Origin of the sequence: Synechococcus sp. 1G10 (genome assembly GCF_002252625.1) — a bacterium.
In the GTDB taxonomy this organism is placed as follows: Bacteria; Cyanobacteriota; Cyanobacteriia; order PCC-6307; family Cyanobiaceae; genus Regnicoccus_A.
Window position 1 is genome coordinate 260,187 of sequence record NZ_NQKW01000001.1, and the last position, 16,011, is coordinate 276,197.

General features: G+C 64.6%; 19 protein-coding genes. 15 read left to right on the forward strand and 4 right to left on the reverse strand.

Translation table 11 applies throughout. The features are described 5' to 3' along the window. The first annotated feature begins 60 nt into the window (after positions 1 to 60). The 3 genes from rpmB to CJZ82_RS01310 all read left to right on the forward strand — a co-directional run bounded on the left by rpmB (position 61) and on the right by CJZ82_RS01310 (position 1,829). Positions 61 to 297 (forward strand): 50S ribosomal protein L28, encoded by a 237-nt coding sequence (gene rpmB / locus CJZ82_RS01300; RefSeq protein WP_094553967.1) that lies wholly within the window; start codon positions 61 to 63, stop codon positions 295 to 297. Between the two features lie 23 nt (positions 298 to 320). Beyond that, on the forward strand, positions 321 to 899 hold the full coding sequence (locus tag CJZ82_RS01305) for a peroxiredoxin (RefSeq protein WP_094553968.1): 579 nt from the start codon (positions 321 to 323) through the stop codon (positions 897 to 899). Between the two features lie 111 nt (positions 900 to 1,010). After that, positions 1,011 to 1,829, forward strand: a complete 819-nt coding sequence (locus CJZ82_RS01310) for a mechanosensitive ion channel family protein (RefSeq protein ID WP_233129955.1) — start codon at positions 1,011 to 1,013, stop codon at positions 1,827 to 1,829. A gap of 13 nt (positions 1,830 to 1,842) precedes the next feature. Here the strand turns inward: CJZ82_RS01310 and csaB are convergent, their stop codons facing one another. Further along, entirely contained in the window at positions 1,843 to 2,901 is a 1,059-nt protein-coding gene (gene csaB, locus CJZ82_RS01315; RefSeq protein ID WP_094553969.1) for a polysaccharide pyruvyl transferase CsaB, read from the reverse strand. Between the two features lie 135 nt (positions 2,902 to 3,036). Here csaB and CJZ82_RS01320 point away from each other — a divergent pair, with 135 nt between their 5' ends. The 4 genes from CJZ82_RS01320 to psaK all read left to right on the forward strand — a co-directional run bounded on the left by CJZ82_RS01320 (position 3,037) and on the right by psaK (position 4,455). Continuing rightward, the gene (locus CJZ82_RS01320; protein WP_094553970.1) at positions 3,037 to 3,180 is read left to right on the forward strand and encodes a chlorophyll a/b-binding protein; all 144 of its coding nucleotides are present in this window, start codon (positions 3,037 to 3,039) and stop codon (positions 3,178 to 3,180) included. A gap of 292 nt (positions 3,181 to 3,472) precedes the next feature. Then, positions 3,473 to 3,772 (forward strand): DUF2499 domain-containing protein, encoded by a 300-nt coding sequence (locus CJZ82_RS01330; RefSeq protein WP_094553972.1) that lies wholly within the window; start codon positions 3,473 to 3,475, stop codon positions 3,770 to 3,772. After that, a complete protein-coding gene (locus CJZ82_RS01335) occupies positions 3,769 to 4,128 on the forward strand; it encodes a DUF3593 domain-containing protein (protein WP_094553973.1) in 360 nt (119 codons plus the stop codon). Before CJZ82_RS01330 ends, CJZ82_RS01335 begins: the two co-directional genes overlap by 4 nt. A gap of 69 nt (positions 4,129 to 4,197) precedes the next feature. After that, entirely contained in the window at positions 4,198 to 4,455 is a 258-nt protein-coding gene (gene psaK, locus CJZ82_RS01340; protein ID WP_094553974.1) for a photosystem I reaction center subunit PsaK, read from the forward strand. 130 nt (positions 4,456 to 4,585) lie between these two features. Here psaK and dxs read toward each other — a convergent pair whose 3' ends face one another. Then, a complete protein-coding gene (gene dxs, locus CJZ82_RS01345; protein WP_094553975.1) occupies positions 4,586 to 6,499 on the reverse strand; it encodes a 1-deoxy-D-xylulose-5-phosphate synthase in 1,914 nt (637 codons plus the stop codon). Positions 6,500 to 6,606: 107 nt separating this feature from the next. Between dxs and ilvA the strand changes: the two genes are divergently transcribed. From ilvA to CJZ82_RS01360, 3 genes are read left to right on the forward strand one after another with little or no spacing between them, the layout of a single operon-like run. Then, positions 6,607 to 8,169, forward strand: coding sequence for a threonine ammonia-lyase, biosynthetic (gene ilvA / locus CJZ82_RS01350; protein WP_094553976.1), 1,563 nt, complete (start codon positions 6,607 to 6,609; stop codon positions 8,167 to 8,169). Between the two features lie 54 nt (positions 8,170 to 8,223). After that, complete coding sequence (gene scpB, locus CJZ82_RS01355) at positions 8,224 to 8,766, forward strand: SMC-Scp complex subunit ScpB (protein ID WP_094554134.1); 543 nt, start codon at positions 8,224 to 8,226, stop codon at positions 8,764 to 8,766. A 31-nt stretch (positions 8,767 to 8,797) separates the two neighbouring features. After that, positions 8,798 to 9,088: a YggT family protein gene (locus CJZ82_RS01360; RefSeq protein ID WP_094553977.1), complete on the forward strand. Its 291-nt coding sequence runs from the start codon at positions 8,798 to 8,800 to the stop codon at positions 9,086 to 9,088. A gap of 20 nt (positions 9,089 to 9,108) precedes the next feature. Here CJZ82_RS01360 and CJZ82_RS01365 read toward each other — a convergent pair whose 3' ends face one another. Together CJZ82_RS01365 and CJZ82_RS01370 are read right to left on the reverse strand one after the other, a co-directional pair. Beyond that, the gene (locus CJZ82_RS01365) at positions 9,109 to 9,609 is read right to left on the reverse strand and encodes a hypothetical protein (RefSeq protein WP_094553978.1); all 501 of its coding nucleotides are present in this window, start codon (positions 9,607 to 9,609) and stop codon (positions 9,109 to 9,111) included. 76 nt (positions 9,610 to 9,685) lie between these two features. Next, entirely contained in the window at positions 9,686 to 10,015 is a 330-nt protein-coding gene (locus CJZ82_RS01370) for a nucleoside triphosphate pyrophosphohydrolase family protein (RefSeq protein ID WP_094553979.1), read from the reverse strand. Between the two features lie 74 nt (positions 10,016 to 10,089). On the opposite strand from CJZ82_RS01370, the gene pyk reads away from it, so the two are divergent. The 5 genes from pyk (at position 10,090) to CJZ82_RS01395 (ending at position 15,974) form a co-directional block, all read left to right on the forward strand. Then, positions 10,090 to 11,877, forward strand: coding sequence for a pyruvate kinase (gene pyk, locus CJZ82_RS01375; RefSeq protein WP_094553980.1), 1,788 nt, complete (start codon positions 10,090 to 10,092; stop codon positions 11,875 to 11,877). A 61-nt stretch (positions 11,878 to 11,938) separates the two neighbouring features. Then, complete coding sequence (locus CJZ82_RS01380; protein WP_094554135.1) at positions 11,939 to 13,168, forward strand: ABC transporter permease; 1,230 nt, start codon at positions 11,939 to 11,941, stop codon at positions 13,166 to 13,168. Between the two features lie 133 nt (positions 13,169 to 13,301). Then, positions 13,302 to 13,574 (forward strand): DUF1830 domain-containing protein, encoded by a 273-nt coding sequence (locus CJZ82_RS01385; RefSeq protein WP_198949600.1) that lies wholly within the window; start codon positions 13,302 to 13,304, stop codon positions 13,572 to 13,574. Between the two features lie 122 nt (positions 13,575 to 13,696). Next, the gene (gene ftsH, locus CJZ82_RS01390; RefSeq protein WP_094553981.1) at positions 13,697 to 15,622 is read left to right on the forward strand and encodes an ATP-dependent zinc metalloprotease FtsH; all 1,926 of its coding nucleotides are present in this window, start codon (positions 13,697 to 13,699) and stop codon (positions 15,620 to 15,622) included. 115 nt (positions 15,623 to 15,737) lie between these two features. Further along, entirely contained in the window at positions 15,738 to 15,974 is a 237-nt protein-coding gene (locus CJZ82_RS01395; protein WP_369820003.1) for a hypothetical protein, read from the forward strand. Positions 15,975 to 16,011 lie beyond the last annotated feature (37 nt).

The window sequence follows — 16,011 nt, forward strand, 5'->3', positions numbered from 1 at the left end:
ACTCTTGGCAACATCCAGTTTTGCTGGAGCTTGCCTGTTCACTGCGTTTCGGTTGCCTTCATGTCACGGGTTTGTCAGCTCACCGGCAAGCGCGCCAACAACGGCATGGCTGTCAGCCATTCCCACGTGCGCACCAAGAAACTCCAACAGGTGAACCTGCAGGAACGCCGGCTCTGGTGGGCGGAGGGCAACCGCTGGGTGAAGCTGAGGGTCGCCACCAGCACCTTGCGCACGATCCAGAAAAAAGGTCTTGGCGCCTATGCCCGCGAACTGGGCATCAACCTGGCCAAGATCTGATCGTCCTCTGAAGTCTGCACCCCGTGAACCGTCGCCAACTCCTGGAAGGAGCGCTCGTTCACGCCGGTGAGGCCCTTTTAGTTCCTGGCTTGGTGGCTCCCTTGCTCGGCTTGCCTCTCAAAGCAAACGCCTTGGGTGGGACCCTGCCGCCCCTTGATCAGCCAGCGCCCGATTTTTGTCTGCCTGGATTCGGCCCTGATCTCGACCCATCCGGCAGCCTTTCTCTCGGCGACCTCAAGGGCAGATGGCTGGCGCTTTACTTCTATCCCAAGGATTTCACAGGCGGCTGCACCCTTGAAGCGCGCGGTTTTCAGCGCGATCTGGAGCAGTTCCATCGGCTTGATGCCCAGGTGGTTGGTGTCAGCGCTGATGACGTTGCTGACCATGCCTCCTTCTGTGACAGCGAAGGGTTGGTGTTTCCCTTGCTCTCCGACCCCGGCGGGGCAGTCAGCCAGCGCTATGGATCCTGGATCGCCCCCTTCTCCCAGCGGCATACCTTTCTGATCGACCCGAACGGGGTGCTCAGGGCCCGCTGGGTGGCGGTCCGCCCCCAGGGCCACAGCCGGGAGGTGCTCGATGAACTCTCCCGTCTCCAGGCTTGATCGGCTTTTAGGCGGAGCATGGCAGGGCAGCCAATGTTTCCAATTGCCAACAGCGTTGTTGACGTAATAGACGTTCAACGTTGAGGGTGATCCTGTCTTTCTCTGAGTTCCGTGCCGGATATTGCTGCTCTGATCGCTACCACGGTCGTTCCGTTCCTGTTCAAGTTGGTGGGGGCGGTAGCCCTCTGGATCGTTGGTGGCTGGTTGATCCAGTTCGCCATGAAGCTGACCCGGGGGGCACTGCGTAGCAGCAACCTCGATGCCACGGTGATCTCCTACCTGCTGAACATCCTCGGCGCCGTGCTGCGGGTGATCCTCGTGGTGGCCATCCTCGGCTTCTTCGGGATTGAAACAGCCAGCTTCGCCGCTCTGCTGGCCGGCGCCGGCGTGGCGATCGGGGCGGCCTGGAGCGGCATGCTCGGCAACTTCGCCGCCGGGGTGTTCCTGCAGGTGTTCCGTCCGTTCAGCGTCGGCGATTTCATCACGGCTGCCGGCGTCACCGGCACTGTCGAAGAGATCGGCATGTTCGTGACCTCCATGCTGGCTCCTGACAACGTGCGCAACATCGTGCCCAACGGCAAACTGTTCGGAGACACCATCCAGAACTACTCCGTGCATGACTTCCGCCGGGTGGAACTGGTGGCCCAGCTCGACAACAGCGCCGATGTGGCCAAGGCGATCAGCCTGCTCAAAGCAGGACTGGCCACGGTACCCAATCAATTCAAGGGCATGCCTGGCGATGTGGAAGTGCTGGAGTTCAGCGAGCGCGGTCCGAAGCTTGCCGTGCGGCCCTACACCCACACCTCCAACTACTGGCAGGTCTATTTCGACACCAACCGCATGATTGTCGACGTGCTCGGGGCCAACGGCTTCCCAGTGCCGCGCATTCCAGTGGCGATGGCCTCAGCTGCTGCCGGCTCTTTGAACTGAAACTGAACACAGTTCAGCGCCCCAGCCAGCGCCTCAGCAACTCGCCGTGGACGGCTGTGTCCCGGCGCAGTCCCACCACCTTCTGCGGCTGGGGGGGCTGATCCAGTTGCTGTAGCCAGTCCCGCTCAAGGTTGACAGAATCCTGGGGTTGGTCCAGATCGAGACAGGGACACGCCAGGGCGTCAGCCGCGGCGCGCACCTTGGGGTCGTAGCTGAGGGCGGCCAGGGGTGCACCGGCCAGTGCCGCCACGATCAGCCCGTGCAGCCGCATCGAGAGCACCAGTGCGGAGCCGCAGAAGATCTCCATCGCCTCCTCGGGCGTGGCCACGAGCTCTTCCCGGCTGCGGCGGTAGAGCCGCTGGGGGACAAGCCCCTGGTCCTGCAATGCAGCGAGCAGGCCCCGGTCCTGATCCCGGTGAAATGGCAGCCAGATCACCTCCCGATCCGCAGCGGCCGCCACAGCGTCGAGGGCCGCCAGCAGGGGCGTCCAGCGCGAGCCCTCCAACAGCTGGGTGGGCCGCCAGCAGAGCACCAGAGGGCCACCTTGACCATGCCAGGGCCTTGTCGCCAACGACCAGACAGGATCACTGCCAAGCTGACCTGGCCTTCCCCAGGCAGCGGCCAGGCCCGCTGATCCTGGATCCCTCCAACTGCTGGCCTGCACCAGGGTCAGCAATCTCCTGACCAGCAGGCGACTGCGGCGCCGGCGCAGAGGCCCCAGACCCTGGCCCCAGAGCAGCACAGGCTTTCCCTGAAGCCGTGCCGAGATGATCAGGGCGGCGTAGTAGAGGAGGCTGCGGAAGCTGGTGGCGTCCTGAAGCAGACTGCCGCCCCCCAACACAAGAGCGTCACACCGATCGAGAGCACGACGCACAGTCGCGAAATCCCTTCGCGCACAGGTGCGCACCCCCAGGCGCTGCTCCACCTCCCCCTGATCGAAGGCGGTCACGAGCGGATCACAGCCCTCGGGCAACTGGGCCAGCAGGGCGGTGAGCAGGGCATCGTCGCCCAGGTTGTGCTCGCCGTAGTAGCCGCAGAGCAGCGGTTGAACCCTCTTGCGCTCTGGTGCCACCAGACTCCCGATCCAACCTGCGCAGAGGTTACGAGAACGTGGACGGCGTACCCAGGCCCAGGGGGAGCCGAGACCAATCCCCCAGGCAGTAGCCAAAACCCTTTACTTGCTGTTACAGTCAACGCTTCACACTCGATGACCACCTCCGATTCCCGCTTCGGTTTCGTCTCCTTCGCCGAAACCTGGAATGGCCGCCTTGCCATGCTCGGCTTCGTGATTGGCCTTGCCACCGAGCTTCTCACCGGTCAGGGCATCCTCGGCCAGATCGGCCTCGGCTGAACTCCATTCACTGCCATCACTTGAACCCGCCCGTTCTCACGGGCGGTTTTTTTATTGAGCTGGACCTAGCCTGCGCCGGTGGCCTGAACACCAGGTAGCTGAGGCCCACGAGGGTCCGCTGCCGCAAGCTGCTCAAAGCCTCCACCGTCTCGTGGCCAGCCCTCAGTGCCAGCAGCGCTGAGAAGCCAGCCACGAGGCTGAGCCTGAGGGGCAACGGGGCGCACGTCGTGGCCGACTCTCCGCTCGGGCCCTGGGTTCCGTACATTGCGGTTCCATCTGGGTGCCGGGCGCCATGCATGCCCTTTCACTGCCCACCTGGTGGATCCATGTGGCCTCGGTGCTGGAGTGGGTCCTGGCGATGGCGGCCGTGATCCGCTGGGGTGAGCGGCGCGGCGAAACGGAATGGCGCTGGCTGGCCCTGGCCATGCTGCCGGCGCTGGTGAGCGCCATGGCCGCCTGCACCTGGCACCTGTTCGACAACCCCCGGGAGCTCCAGGGTCTCGTGGTCTTCCAGGCCGGCACCACCTTGCTGGGCAACGTGGCCCTGGCAGCGGCAGCCTGGACGCTGCTACCCGAAAGGAGCCGGTCATGAATGTCCTTGAGGTTCTGGCGTCAGTTGATCCCGGCCCCCTGTTCGTGCTGTCGCTGCTGCCCTATCTGGCCTTCCTGCGCTGGGCCGGAGCCAGCGGGCGTTTCCCGCCCCTGGCCCTGCGCGGCTTCCAGTTCACCCTGGTGTTCGTGGCCGTCACGATCGGCGCTGCTGTGGTGGCGGAGCAGCGCTACGGCCAGCAACTCGCTGATGTGGACCCCCTCCATGGAGGGGCAGAGGTCTTCCTGACGGTGGCCAACCTGCTGGTGCTCTGGGGCTTCAGCCGTGGCGGCAAGGAGCCATCAGCTCCGGAGACTGAAAGCGATGCCGTGAGTCTGAACAACGGGCCTGAGCAGTGAACAAGTCTTAAGCGCCGGTGAACAGTCAGCGGTTCCCCCGCAAGATGGGGCGTCAGTTTCAGATCGTCCATGATCACTCCTCTTCTCGCCATGGCGCCCGCCTCGCTGACCTGGTCGCCGAAGGTGGCGTTGGTGATGATTGTCTGCAACGTGATCGCCATCGGCATCGGCAAGGCCACCATCAAGTACCCCTCCGAGGGTGCCCAGCTGCCCAACTCCCAGTTCTTCGGCGGCCTGAGCCACGCCTCCCTGCTGGCCACCACCAGCCTGGGTCACATCTTCGGCATCGGCGCCATCCAGGGCCTGGCCTCCCGCGGCGTGCTCTGAAGTCCAGTCTCGGGCCTGATTTTCGCAGGCCCGAACCGACGATCAAAGCAATCACAAAAAAAGGGCGGGCTTCACACCCGCCCTTTTTGTTGAGCGTGAATCCAGCAGCGGCCTGAGCCTATGCGGCGATTCAGACCACCGCCGGCTGGCGCTGGATCCCAAGCAGGGGGAAGCGCTGCAGGATGCGGTCGGCCATCTGGGGCGGGGTGAGCCCGAGGGCTTTCTTGCTCTGATCCGGGCTGGCATGGTCCACCAGCTGATCGGGGATGCCGATGCGGAACACGGGCACCATCAACTCGTGGTCGTTGAAAGATTCGACCACCGCCGCTCCAAACCCTCCGGGAAGAGCACCTTCTTCCATCGTCACCACCCGGCCGATGCGGCGGGCCAGGGGCAGGATCAGGCTTTCATCGAGGGGGCGCAGGAAGCGGGCATTCACCACCGCGGCCCTGATGCCCTGCTCCTGCAGCAGACCGGCCGTGGCCATGGCGGGCGCCACCATGGCGCCGTAGGCCACGATCAACAGATCATCGCCATCGGCCAGCTGCTCACCGTGGCCGATCTCCAGAGGCTCCCAGCCCTCTTCCATCAAGGGCACCCCTTCGCCTTCGCCGCGCGGGAAGCGGATGGCACAGGGGCCGTCGTGGCCAATCGAGGTGACCAGCATCCGCTGCAGCTCCGCCTCGTCCTTGGGGGCCATCACCGTGAAATTGGGCACAGCCCGCAGATAACTGATGTCGTACTGGCCCTGGTGGGTGGGACCATCAGCGCCCACGATTCCGGCCCGATCGAGCACGAAGGTCACCGGCAGCTTCTGGATGCCCACGTCGTGGATGAGCTGGTCGTAAGCGCGCTGGAGAAAGGTGCTGTAGATCGCCACGACCGGCTTGAGCCCAGCGGTGGCCATGCCCGCCGCCATGGTGACGGCATGCTGCTCAGCGATGCCCACATCGAAATACTGCTTGGGCAGGGCCTTCTCGAGCAGATCGAGGCCGGTGCCGGTCGCCATGGCCGCCGTGATCCCAACCACGGTGGGGTCCTGTTCACAGATGCGGACCAGGGTCTGGCCGAAGACCTTGCTGTAGCTGGGGGGTTTCGGCTTGCTGGAGGGGAAGGCCTTGCCGGTCTTGAGGTCGAAGGCCGACTGGGCGTGGTACGCCACCTGGTCGGCCTCAGCGTAGGGATAGCCCTTGCCTTTGGTCGTGGCCACATGGACCAGCACCGGACCTTCGCAGCGGTGGGCGGCCGTGAAGGTGCGCACCATCTCGGCGATGTCGTGGCCGTCGATCGGACCCATGTAGGTGAAGCCAAGCTCCTCGAACACGGCGCCCACCTTGGGCACCGCCAGCCGGCGCATGCTCTCCTTGAGCCGCTCGAGCTCTGGCGGAAGCTCCCCGTGCATGAACGGCAGATGCTTGAAGGCCTCCTCGGCGCTGCCGGAGAGGAATTGCAGCGGCGGGCTCAGCCGCATGCGGTTGAGGTAGGTGGAGAGGGCGCCCACCGGGGCTGATATCGACATGTCGTTGTCGTTCAGCACCACCAGCAGCGGGGTCTTGGGAAGGTGCCCGGCGTGATTGATCGCTTCGAGCGCCATGCCTCCGGTGAGGGCGCCATCACCGATCACGGCCACGCACTTGTAATCCTCGCCGCGGCGGTCGCGAGCCAGGGCCATGCCCAGGGCCGCTGAAATGCTGGTGGAGGCGTGACCGGCCCCGAAGTGATCGAAGCCGCACTCGCTTCGCTTGAGATAGCCAGCCACGCCTCCCTGCTGACGCAGGGTGTGGAACTGGTGATAGCGCCCCGTGACCAGCTTGTGGGGGTAAGCCTGGTGGCCCACGTCCCAGACCACCCGGTCCTGGTCGAGGTCGAGAGTCTGGTAGAGGGCAAGGGTGAGTTCGACCACACCCAGCCCTGGCCCGAGATGACCGCCGCTGGTGGACACCACTTCCAGATGCTTCTCACGAATCTGACGAGCTATGGCTTCTAGCTCGCCGATGCTGAGGCCATGCAGCTGGTTGGGATGGCTCAGCTCGCTGAGATGCATACCCTGATCAGTTCTGAGAATTCAATCTACGGCCTGCCTCAGGAGGAATGGGGGCAACGGTCACCATTCCTGAGGCCGACCGTTCTGCTGACCGGCAGACTGGAGTCATGGACGACATACTGCAGCGCATTCTGCGGGCACGGGTCTACGACGTGGCGATCGAGTCGCCACTCGATCCAGCCCCCAACCTGTCGCGGCGACTCGGCAACACCGTGCTGCTCAAGCGCGAAGACCTCCAGCCAGTGTTCTCCTTCAAGCTGCGCGGGGCCTACAACCGCATGGCCCAGCTCACGCCGCTTGAACTGAAGCGTGGTGTGATCGCGGCCAGCGCCGGCAACCACGCCCAGGGTGTGGCCCTGGCGGCCGAGAAGCTGGGCTCTCACGCCGTGATCGTGATGCCGCTCACCACACCAGCGATGAAAGTGCGTGCCGTGGCTGACCGCGGTGCCGAGGTGGTCCTGCACGGAGACACCTACGACGAGGCTTGCCTGAGGGCAAGGAGTCTGGAGCAGGAGCGGGGCCTCACCTTCATCCATCCCTTCGACGATCCGGAGGTGATCGCCGGCCAGGGCACCGTTGGCCTGGAGATCCTGCGTCAGTGCTCAGCTCCACCCGATGTCATCTATGTGGCGGTGGGCGGCGGAGGGCTGATCGCCGGCATCGCCGCCTTCATCAAGAACGTCTGGCCGCAGGTGGAGGTGATCGGTGTCGAGCCGGTGGATGCCGATGCCATGACCCGCTCCCTGGCGGCTGGCCGGCGGGTCAGCCTGGAGCAGGTGGGTCTGTTCGCCGATGGGGTGGCCGTTCGACAGGTGGGAGTGCACACCTTCGCCCTGGCTCAGCGCTACGTGGATGCCATGGTCACGGTGGACACCGATGAGATCTGCGCCGCGATCAAGGACGTCTTCGAGGACACCCGCTCGATTCTCGAGCCGGCGGGCGCGCTGGCGGTGGCCGGCATGAAGGCCGATGTGCAGCGGCGAGGACTGAAGCAGCGCACTTTGGTTGCCGTGGCCTGCGGCGCCAATATGAATTTCGATCGCCTGCGCTTCGTGGCCGAGAGGGCCGAGCTCGGAGAGGAGCGCGAAGCGATGCTGGCGGTTGAGATTCCCGAGCGCCCTGGCAGCCTGCGCGAACTCTGCGAGCTGCTGGGCTCCCGCAGCCTGACCGAATTCAGCTACCGGATGGCAGACCACCGCCTGGCCCACATTTTTCTGGGGGTGCAGATCGACGGGCACCGGGACACCGAGGCGTTGATCGGCCAGCTCAGCGCCGGCGGCTTCCCCTGCCTTGACCTCAGCAGCAACGAGCTGGCCAAGCTGCACCTGCGCCACATGGTGGGTGGGCGCCTGCCTGAAGCGGCCTGCCACGGCGGCGGGACACCGCCGCGGGAACTGCTCTACCGCTTCGAATTTCCCGAGCGGCCGGGGGCGCTGATGGCCTTCGTCAATGCCCTCCACCCCAACTGGTCGATCAGCATCTTCCACTACCGAAACCAGGGGGCCGACGTGGGCCGCATCGTGGTGGGGGTGCAGGTGGAGGAGCAGGATTCCGGCGCCTGGGAGCTCTTCCTCTCAGGCCTCGGCTACCGCCACTGGGACGAGACCCAGAATCCCGCTTACAGGTTGTTCCTCGGCCCCGCCAGCCAGCCGGTGCCGGCCCTGGCCTGAGCCGCCCCGGCTCAGTTGCGGTACGGTGCGGCCAACGATGGGCCGGCTCAGAGCATGTCCAGCGCGTCTCTGTCTCTGCCGGCCAGGCTTGAGGCCATTCTGTATCTCAAGGGCCGCCCCCTCAACCTGGGCGAGCTCGCCGAGATCGCCTCGATCGGCCTGAGTGAGCCCATCGATCGCGACGCCGTCGAGCTGGCTCTGATCACCCTGATGGCGGACTACGCCCACCGGGACACGGCCCTGGAAATCCGTCAGGACGGTCAGCGTTTCAGCCTGCAGCTGCGCGACAGTCACGCCGATCTTGTTCAGACGCTGCTGCCGGTGGACCTCTCCACCGCCACCCTGCGCACCCTGGCGACTGTGGCCCTCAAGCGGCGCATTTTGCAGTCGGATCTGGTGGAGCTGCGTGGATCGGGCGCCTACGACCACATCAAGGAACTGCTGGCCCAGGACTTCATCGAGCGACGGCGCCAGAGCGATGGCCGCTCCTACTGGATCAGCCTCAGCGACAAGTTCCACCGCACCTTCGCCGTCACCCAGGTGACCGAGGCTGCCCCAACCCCTGAGGAAAGGGCGAAGGGCAACGAGGCTGCATAGAGTCGGTGTCTATTCACTTCAGGCCTTGCCCATGATGATCCTGAGCCAGATCCTGGCTGTGCTGGCGCAGACCCTCAGCATCTACAGCCTGGTGCTGTTGGTGCGGGTGCTGCTGAGCTGGTTCCCCAACCTCGACTGGAGCAACCCGGTGCTGAGCACCGTGAGCTCGATCACCGATCCCTACCTGAACGCCTTCCGCAGTCTGATCCCCCCCCTGGGCGGTCTTGACCTCTCGGCCATCGTCGCCTTCATCACTCTGAGCCTGGTCCAGGGGCTGCTGGGCAACCTCAGTGGATCCCTGATGGGAGGTTTCGGATACTGAAGCGCTGAGAGCTGGACCCGCTAGGAAGCATCGGGCAGGGCCTGCTCGAGGGGCAGCAGTTCATCATCCACACCGGCCCTGACCCGCACCGGGGCGTTGAACCCCCTGGCCTTGGCGTGGCTGACCTGCAGGGGCCCAGGGGTGCCGGCCGGCACCGCCAGGCGCAAGGCAAAGCTCGATTCTCCGGGGGGAATGTCACCGATCGAGCCCACCCGGGTCCGGTTCTGCAGCACCGGTTCACCGCTGCTGTCACTGATCACCGCGAACAGATCGGTGTCGATCACCGACTGGGAGCGGGGATTGTTCACGGTTCCGCGCAGGGCGTAGCAGCTGGCCCCGCTCGGACGTTTGAGCTCCGGCTGGGAGCCAGGGTCAGCCGCCGGGCATGGCTCCAGGCTGATCTCAGTCACAGAAAGATCAATGGCCCAGGCCGGCGCAGCAGGGGCCAGCAGCAGCAACAGCGCCAGCAGCAGGGCCAGCGCCTTGGGCAGGTGCGATCGACGAGGGCCTGAACGGGTCATGGGGCACCTGGGACTCAAGGGATTCAGCGGGCGGCTCTAGCTGGTGAGCAGGGGGCCTCGGCCGCCGTAGCAGCCCTCAGCGGTGATCGCCACTGCCCCCAAGCGTCTGACGCTTCGCCCGTCCAGCCAGTTTGGCCAGATTGGCCTGGGCAACGTCGTCGAGCTCCAGCCCCAGTTCGCTGGCCAGCTGGGCGACGTACCAGAGCACATCGCCGAGTTCCAGGGCCAGATCCTCCACCAGCTGGGGCTCGAACACCCCGCCGCGGTCCCGCAGCACCTTCTTGACCTTGTCGGCCACTTCACCGGCTTCACCGCAGAGTCCGAGGGTGGGGTAAATGGGATTGGCACCGACGTCGGGGTAGCGGGCGGTGCTGCGGGCCTGGAGCTGGTAGTCGTTCAGATCCATAGGTTCCGCACCATCGGCGGCAGGAGAGGGGCGGGACCGGATGGTAGTTTCCGCCTGAACCTTCGGCTCTTCCGATGGCGCAGCCCGATCTGTCGCGTCGCACCAAGATCGTGGCAACGATCGGTCCAGCCACGGAGTCCCCCCAGCGACTGCGGGACCTGATCCAGGCGGGGGCCACCACGTTCCGACTCAATTTTTCCCACGGGGACCACTCCGAACATGCCGCCCGGATCGCCACGATCCGTCAGGTGGCCCATGAGCTGGGCATCCATGTGGGCATCCTCCAGGATCTCCAGGGTCCGAAGATCCGCCTCGGACGCTTCGAGGGTGGTCCGATCACCCTGGCCAACGGCGACCCCTTCGCCCTCACCTCCCGGCCGGTGAGCTGCAACCAGTCGATCGCCACGATCACCTACGACCGCCTGGCCGATGAGGTGACCGCCGGCAGCCGCATCCTTCTCGACGATGGCCGCGTCGAGATGGTGGTCAAGTCGGTGGACATCCCCGAGCAGACCCTGCACTGCACCGTGGTGGTGGGCGGGGTGCTCTCCAACAACAAGGGGGTGAACTTCCCTGACGTGCAGCTCTCGATCCGCGCGCTGACCACCAAGGACCGGGAAGACCTCAGCTTTGGCCTCCAGCAGGAGGTCGACTGGGTCGCCCTGAGCTTCGTGCGCAACCCCTCCGACATGCAGGAGATCCGCGAGCTGATCAGCTCTCAGGGGTACAGCACGCCGGTGATCGCCAAGATCGAGAAGTTCGAGGCGATCGATCAGATCGACGCGATCCTGCCCCTCTGCGATGGAGTGATGGTGGCCAGGGGCGACCTGGGCGTGGAGATGCCGGCTGAAGAGGTGCCGCTGCTGCAGAAGGAACTGATCCGCAAGGCCAACACCCTGGGCATCCCGATCATCACGGCCACCCAGATGCTCGACAGCATGGCCAGCTGCCCCCGCCCCACCCGGGCCGAGGTGAGCGATGTGGCCAACGCCATCCTCGATGGCACCGACGCGGTGATGCTCTCCAACGAAACCGCGGTGGGTGATTACCCGGTGGAGGCGGTGGAAACGATGGCGCGCATCGCCCGCCGGATCGAGCGCGATTACCCCCGCCGGGTCGTGGACAGCCATATGGCTTCCACCATCCCCAACGCCATCAGTCAGGCGGTGAGCACGATCGCCCGTCAGTTGCAGGCCGCCGCCATCCTTCCCCTCACCAAGAGCGGGGCCACCGCCCGCAATGTCAGCAAGTTCCGTCCTTCCACCACGATCCTGGCGATCACCAGTGAGGTGAGGGTGGCCCGCCAGCTGCAGCTGGTCTGGGGGGTGAATCCCCTGCTGATCGGTGATCAGCAGTCGACCACCAGCACCTTCACCCTGGCCATGGGCGTGGCCCAGGAACGGGGGCTGCTCAAGGAGGGCGATCTGGTGGTTCAGACCGCCGGCACTCTCTCGGGCGTGAGCGGCTCCACCGATCTGGTCAAGGTGGGCATCGTCTCAGCCGTGCTGGGCCGGGGCCTGGGCATCGGCAATGGCTCGGTCAGCGGACGGGTGCGCGTGGCCAACACCGCCGAGGAGGCGGCACGGCTGGAGACCGGAGAGATCCTGGTGGTGCGCGAAACCAGTGCCGCCTACCTCGATGCGATCCGCAAGGCCAAGGGCGTGATCGCCGAAGAGGCCGGCTGCGACAGCCATGCTGCCGTGATCGCCCAGAGGCTGGGGGTGCCTGTGATCGTGGGTGTGGCCAACGCCACCACCGACCTGCGCCTGGGCGAATTCGTGACCCTGGAAGTGCGTGAAGGGGTGGTGCACCGCGGCGCTCGCAACCACACCCAGGCAGATCGCAGCGAAACCATCGTCTGAAGGATGCCGCCAGCGGTTGCGGCTGCTGGCCATGATGCGGCTCTGAATGCTGCTCGCGGCCATGGCCTCGAAACTGCCGCTGGCGGAAACCGTCGGCATGGCTCTCACCACGCTCAAAGCCAACCGGCTGCGCAGCCTGCTGACGATGCTGGGGATCGTGATCGGCAATGCCTCGGTGATCACCCTGGTGGGGGTGGGCAAGGGGGCCCAGAACCTGGCTGAAGGCCAGCTGAACACCCTGGGGGCCAACGTTCTCTTTGTGGTGCCGGGCAACAACGACACCCGCCGCCAGGGGATCGAAAATCCGCGCACCCTGGTGCTGGAGGACGCCGAAGCCATCCTCGAGCAAGTGCCGAGTGTGCGTCGGGTCGCCCCACAGATCACGATCAACGCGGTGGTTCAGTCGGGGGGGAACAGCTCCAACGCCTCGGTTTCGGGCATCACGCCCGAGTTCCTGCCGGTCCGGCGCTTCGAGATCGCCCAGGGGCGGTTCTTCAGCCAGGACGACATCAAGGGAGCGCGCAACGTGGTCGTGATCGGCCCGGATCTCAAGGAGAAGCTGCTGCCCTCAGGCTCTGCCATCGGCCAGACCCTGCGTATCCGCGATCAATCCTTCCAGGTGATCGGCGTGACGGCTCCCAAGGGCGCCGCCTTCGGCACCAACCAGGACGAAGCTGCCTACATCCCGCTCTCGACGATGGTCAGCAAGCTGAGCGGCCGTGACCCCACTTACGGAGTGGTGCTGACCTTCATCAGCGCTGAAGCCCGCGACGAAGCCAGCACCAGTGCCGCCAAGTTTCAGATCACCAACCTGCTGCGCCAGCGCCACCGCATCCTCAGAGAAGACGATTTCGCCGTGCGCTCCCAGCAGGACGCGCTTTCGATCGTGGGCACGATCACTGGAGGACTCACCTTGATGCTGGGGGCCATCGGCGGGATTTCCCTGCTCGTGGGCGGCATCGGCATCATGAACATCATGCTGGTCTCGGTGAGCGAGCGCACCCAGGAGATCGGCCTTCGTAAAGCGGTGGGCGCCCGCAGCGGCGATGTGCTGCTGCAGTTCCTGGTGGAATCACTGGTGCTCGCCAGCCTCGGTGGCCTGATCGGCAGCGCCGTTGGCCTCGGCACGGTGGCGGCAGTGAGCCGCTTCACCCCGCTGCCCGCCGCCATCGACAGCGGCAGTGTGCTCTTCACCGTGGGGCTGTCTGGATCGATCGGCCTGTTCTTCGGGGTGGTGCCGGCCCGTCGAGCCGCCCGGCTGGATCCGATCGTGGCCCTGCGCAGTCTCTGATGCAAAGGGGCGCAGCTTCAGAGTGGCGCGCCCTCTTATCAAGAAAACCTTAAGAAAGCTGAACGGTGCTGACCGTGACCAAAGGCCTGCATGGATGGTGGCTTGATGGTTAAACCCCCATGAAACCCCTCCCTTGGCCCTGCTCTCCTGCGGCTATCGCAACTCCAGCGACCGTATGGTGATATTGCGGTCTTGCGGACCGGGCGAGTTCTACCTGGAGCGGGTGGTTTTCCCGTTTGAGCTTCTCAGTTTCCAGGCCCCCAAGGGTGCTGAGCTGGAAATCTGGACCCATGGCCTGGGCGGGCCTGAACTGCTGGAAACCCTCCCAAGCGCTGAGCTTCTGATCGAGCCTGAGCTCGAGTGCAGCGAGGGCAGTGACGATCCAGCCTGGCTGAGCATCCGCTGAAGCTCTGTCAACAGAGAGCACGGCACGGGGCAACCATGACAAGCTGAAATCAATGGCGCGGCGGGCGGGAACCCTCGTCCGAGGTTTGCGCGCTTTACACTTGTTAAAAATTCCCCTCAGCCATGAATCAGCGCTGGCGTCTGTTCGCTCTCTGGCTGCTCCCGATCGGAGTGGCTCTGTTTCTTGGCTGGCAGGTGCTGGGGAACGGCGGCGCCAGCCGGTTCACCCCTGAGGGCCGCACCGACACAGTGGCTCCGCGCAATGCGGCAGTCGCACGGATGAGCTACGGCCGCTTCCTCGACTACATCGAGGCGGGCCGGGTCACAGCGGTCGACATCTTCGATGGTGGTCGCAGTGCCGTGATCGAAGCGGTGGATCCTGACCTCGACAATCGCGTTCAGCGCCTGCGGGTCGATCTGCCCGGTCTGGCTCCCGAGCTGATCAACAACCTCAAGGCCCAGGGCATCAGCTTCGACATTCACCCCCCTCGCACCACACCTCCGGCCCTGGGAATCCTGGGCAATCTGCTTTTCCCCCTGCTGCTGATCGGCTCACTGATCTTTCTGGCGCGCCGTTCCTCGTCCATGCCCGGCGGTCCTGGCCAGGCGATGCAGTTCGGCAAGACCAAGGCCCGTTTCGCCATGGAGGCAGAAACCGGTGTCATGTTCGATGACGTGGCCGGAGTGGAAGAGGCCAAGGAGGATCTCGAGGAAGTGGTCACCTTCCTGAAGCAGCCTGAGCGGTTCACGTCCGTCGGCGCCAAGATCCCCAAAGGTGTGCTGTTGGTGGGCCCTCCGGGTACCGGCAAGACCCTGCTGGCCAAGGCCATCGCTGGCGAGGCCGGTGTCCCCTTCTTCTCCCTCTCCGGTTCGGAGTTCGTGGAGATGTTCGTGGGCGTCGGTGCGAGCCGAGTACGCGACCTGTTCAAGCGGGCAAAGGAAAACAGCCCATGCCTGATCTTCATCGATGAAATTGATGCGGTTGGCCGTCAGCGTGGAGCCGGCATCGGAGGCGGCAACGACGAGCGGGAGCAGACCCTCAACCAGCTGCTCACTGAAATGGACGGCTTCGAGGGCAACAGCGGCATCATCATCATCGCGGCCACCAACCGCCCCGATGTGCTCGATTCAGCCCTGATGCGTCCGGGTCGCTTCGACCGGCAGGTGAGCGTCGATGCTCCTGACATCAAGGGCCGCCTTTCGATTCTGAAGGTTCACTCGCGCAACAAGAAGCTGGCAGAGGATGTGTCCCTCGAAGCTGTTGCTCGCCGCACCCCTGGATTCACAGGCGCCGACCTCGCCAACCTGCTCAACGAAGCGGCCATCCTCACCGCCCGGCGGCGCAAGGAGGCCACAACGCTGGCTGAGATTGATGACGCCGTCGATCGGGTGATCGCCGGCATGGAGGGCAAACCCCTGACCGATGGCCGCAGCAAGAGACTGATTGCGTATCACGAGGTAGGCCACGCTCTGGTCGGCACCCTGGTGAAGGACCACGATCCTGTCCAGAAAGTCACCCTCGTACCCCGCGGCCAGGCCCAGGGACTCACCTGGTTCGCCCCCGATGAGGAGCAGATGCTGGTGAGCAGATCCCAGCTCAAGGCCCGCATCATGGGAGCCCTTGGCGGACGGGTTGCGGAGGACGTGGTGTTCGGGCATGCAGAGGTCACCACAGGAGCTGGTGGTGACATCCAGCAGGTGGCGAGCATGGCCCGCCAGATGGTGACCCGTTTCGGGATGAGCGACCTTGGCCCGGTCTCACTGGAGGCTGGGAATCAGGAGGTGTTCCTCGGACGCGACCTGATGACCCGCAGCGACGTTTCAGATTCCATCTCCCGCCGCATTGATGAACAGATCCGCAGCATCGTCGACCTCTGCTATCGCGATACCCAGGCGTTGGTGGCCAGTCACCGCGATTGCATGGATCGCCTGGTGGAGATGCTGATCGAGAAGGAAACCCTCGATGGCGATGAGTTCCGTGCCGTGGTGGCCGAGTTCACAACCATCCCTGAGAAGGACCGTTTCTCCCCCCTGCTGCCCGCCGCCTGATCCAGGCAAACCTGAATGAGGCTGTGAGAAGGATATGGCTGGGGCAGGTTCTTAACCGAAGCTTGTCCCCCAGACTCGGACCAGTGCTTAACATGAGCCATCACGCGTTCAGATCTTGAGCAGCACCCATTCTCCAATGGAGTCGTATAGCGGCTACCACGGCGATGACTGGAGTCCGCAGCGGCTGGCATTCCACCAGAACCTTGAGCGCTTCGCTGATCGCGTAGGCCTGATTGTTGGACTACAGAGTAACGGAAAGCTTAATCAGGATCAAGCGTATGATGAAATCCGCTCGCTCTGGAAGGAGCTTAAGGGCAGCAAGAATGGTCTCAAGATTTCAGACAAAGACTGAGTCTTGACTTGCTGCTTTTCGCGCAGATATAGTTTTC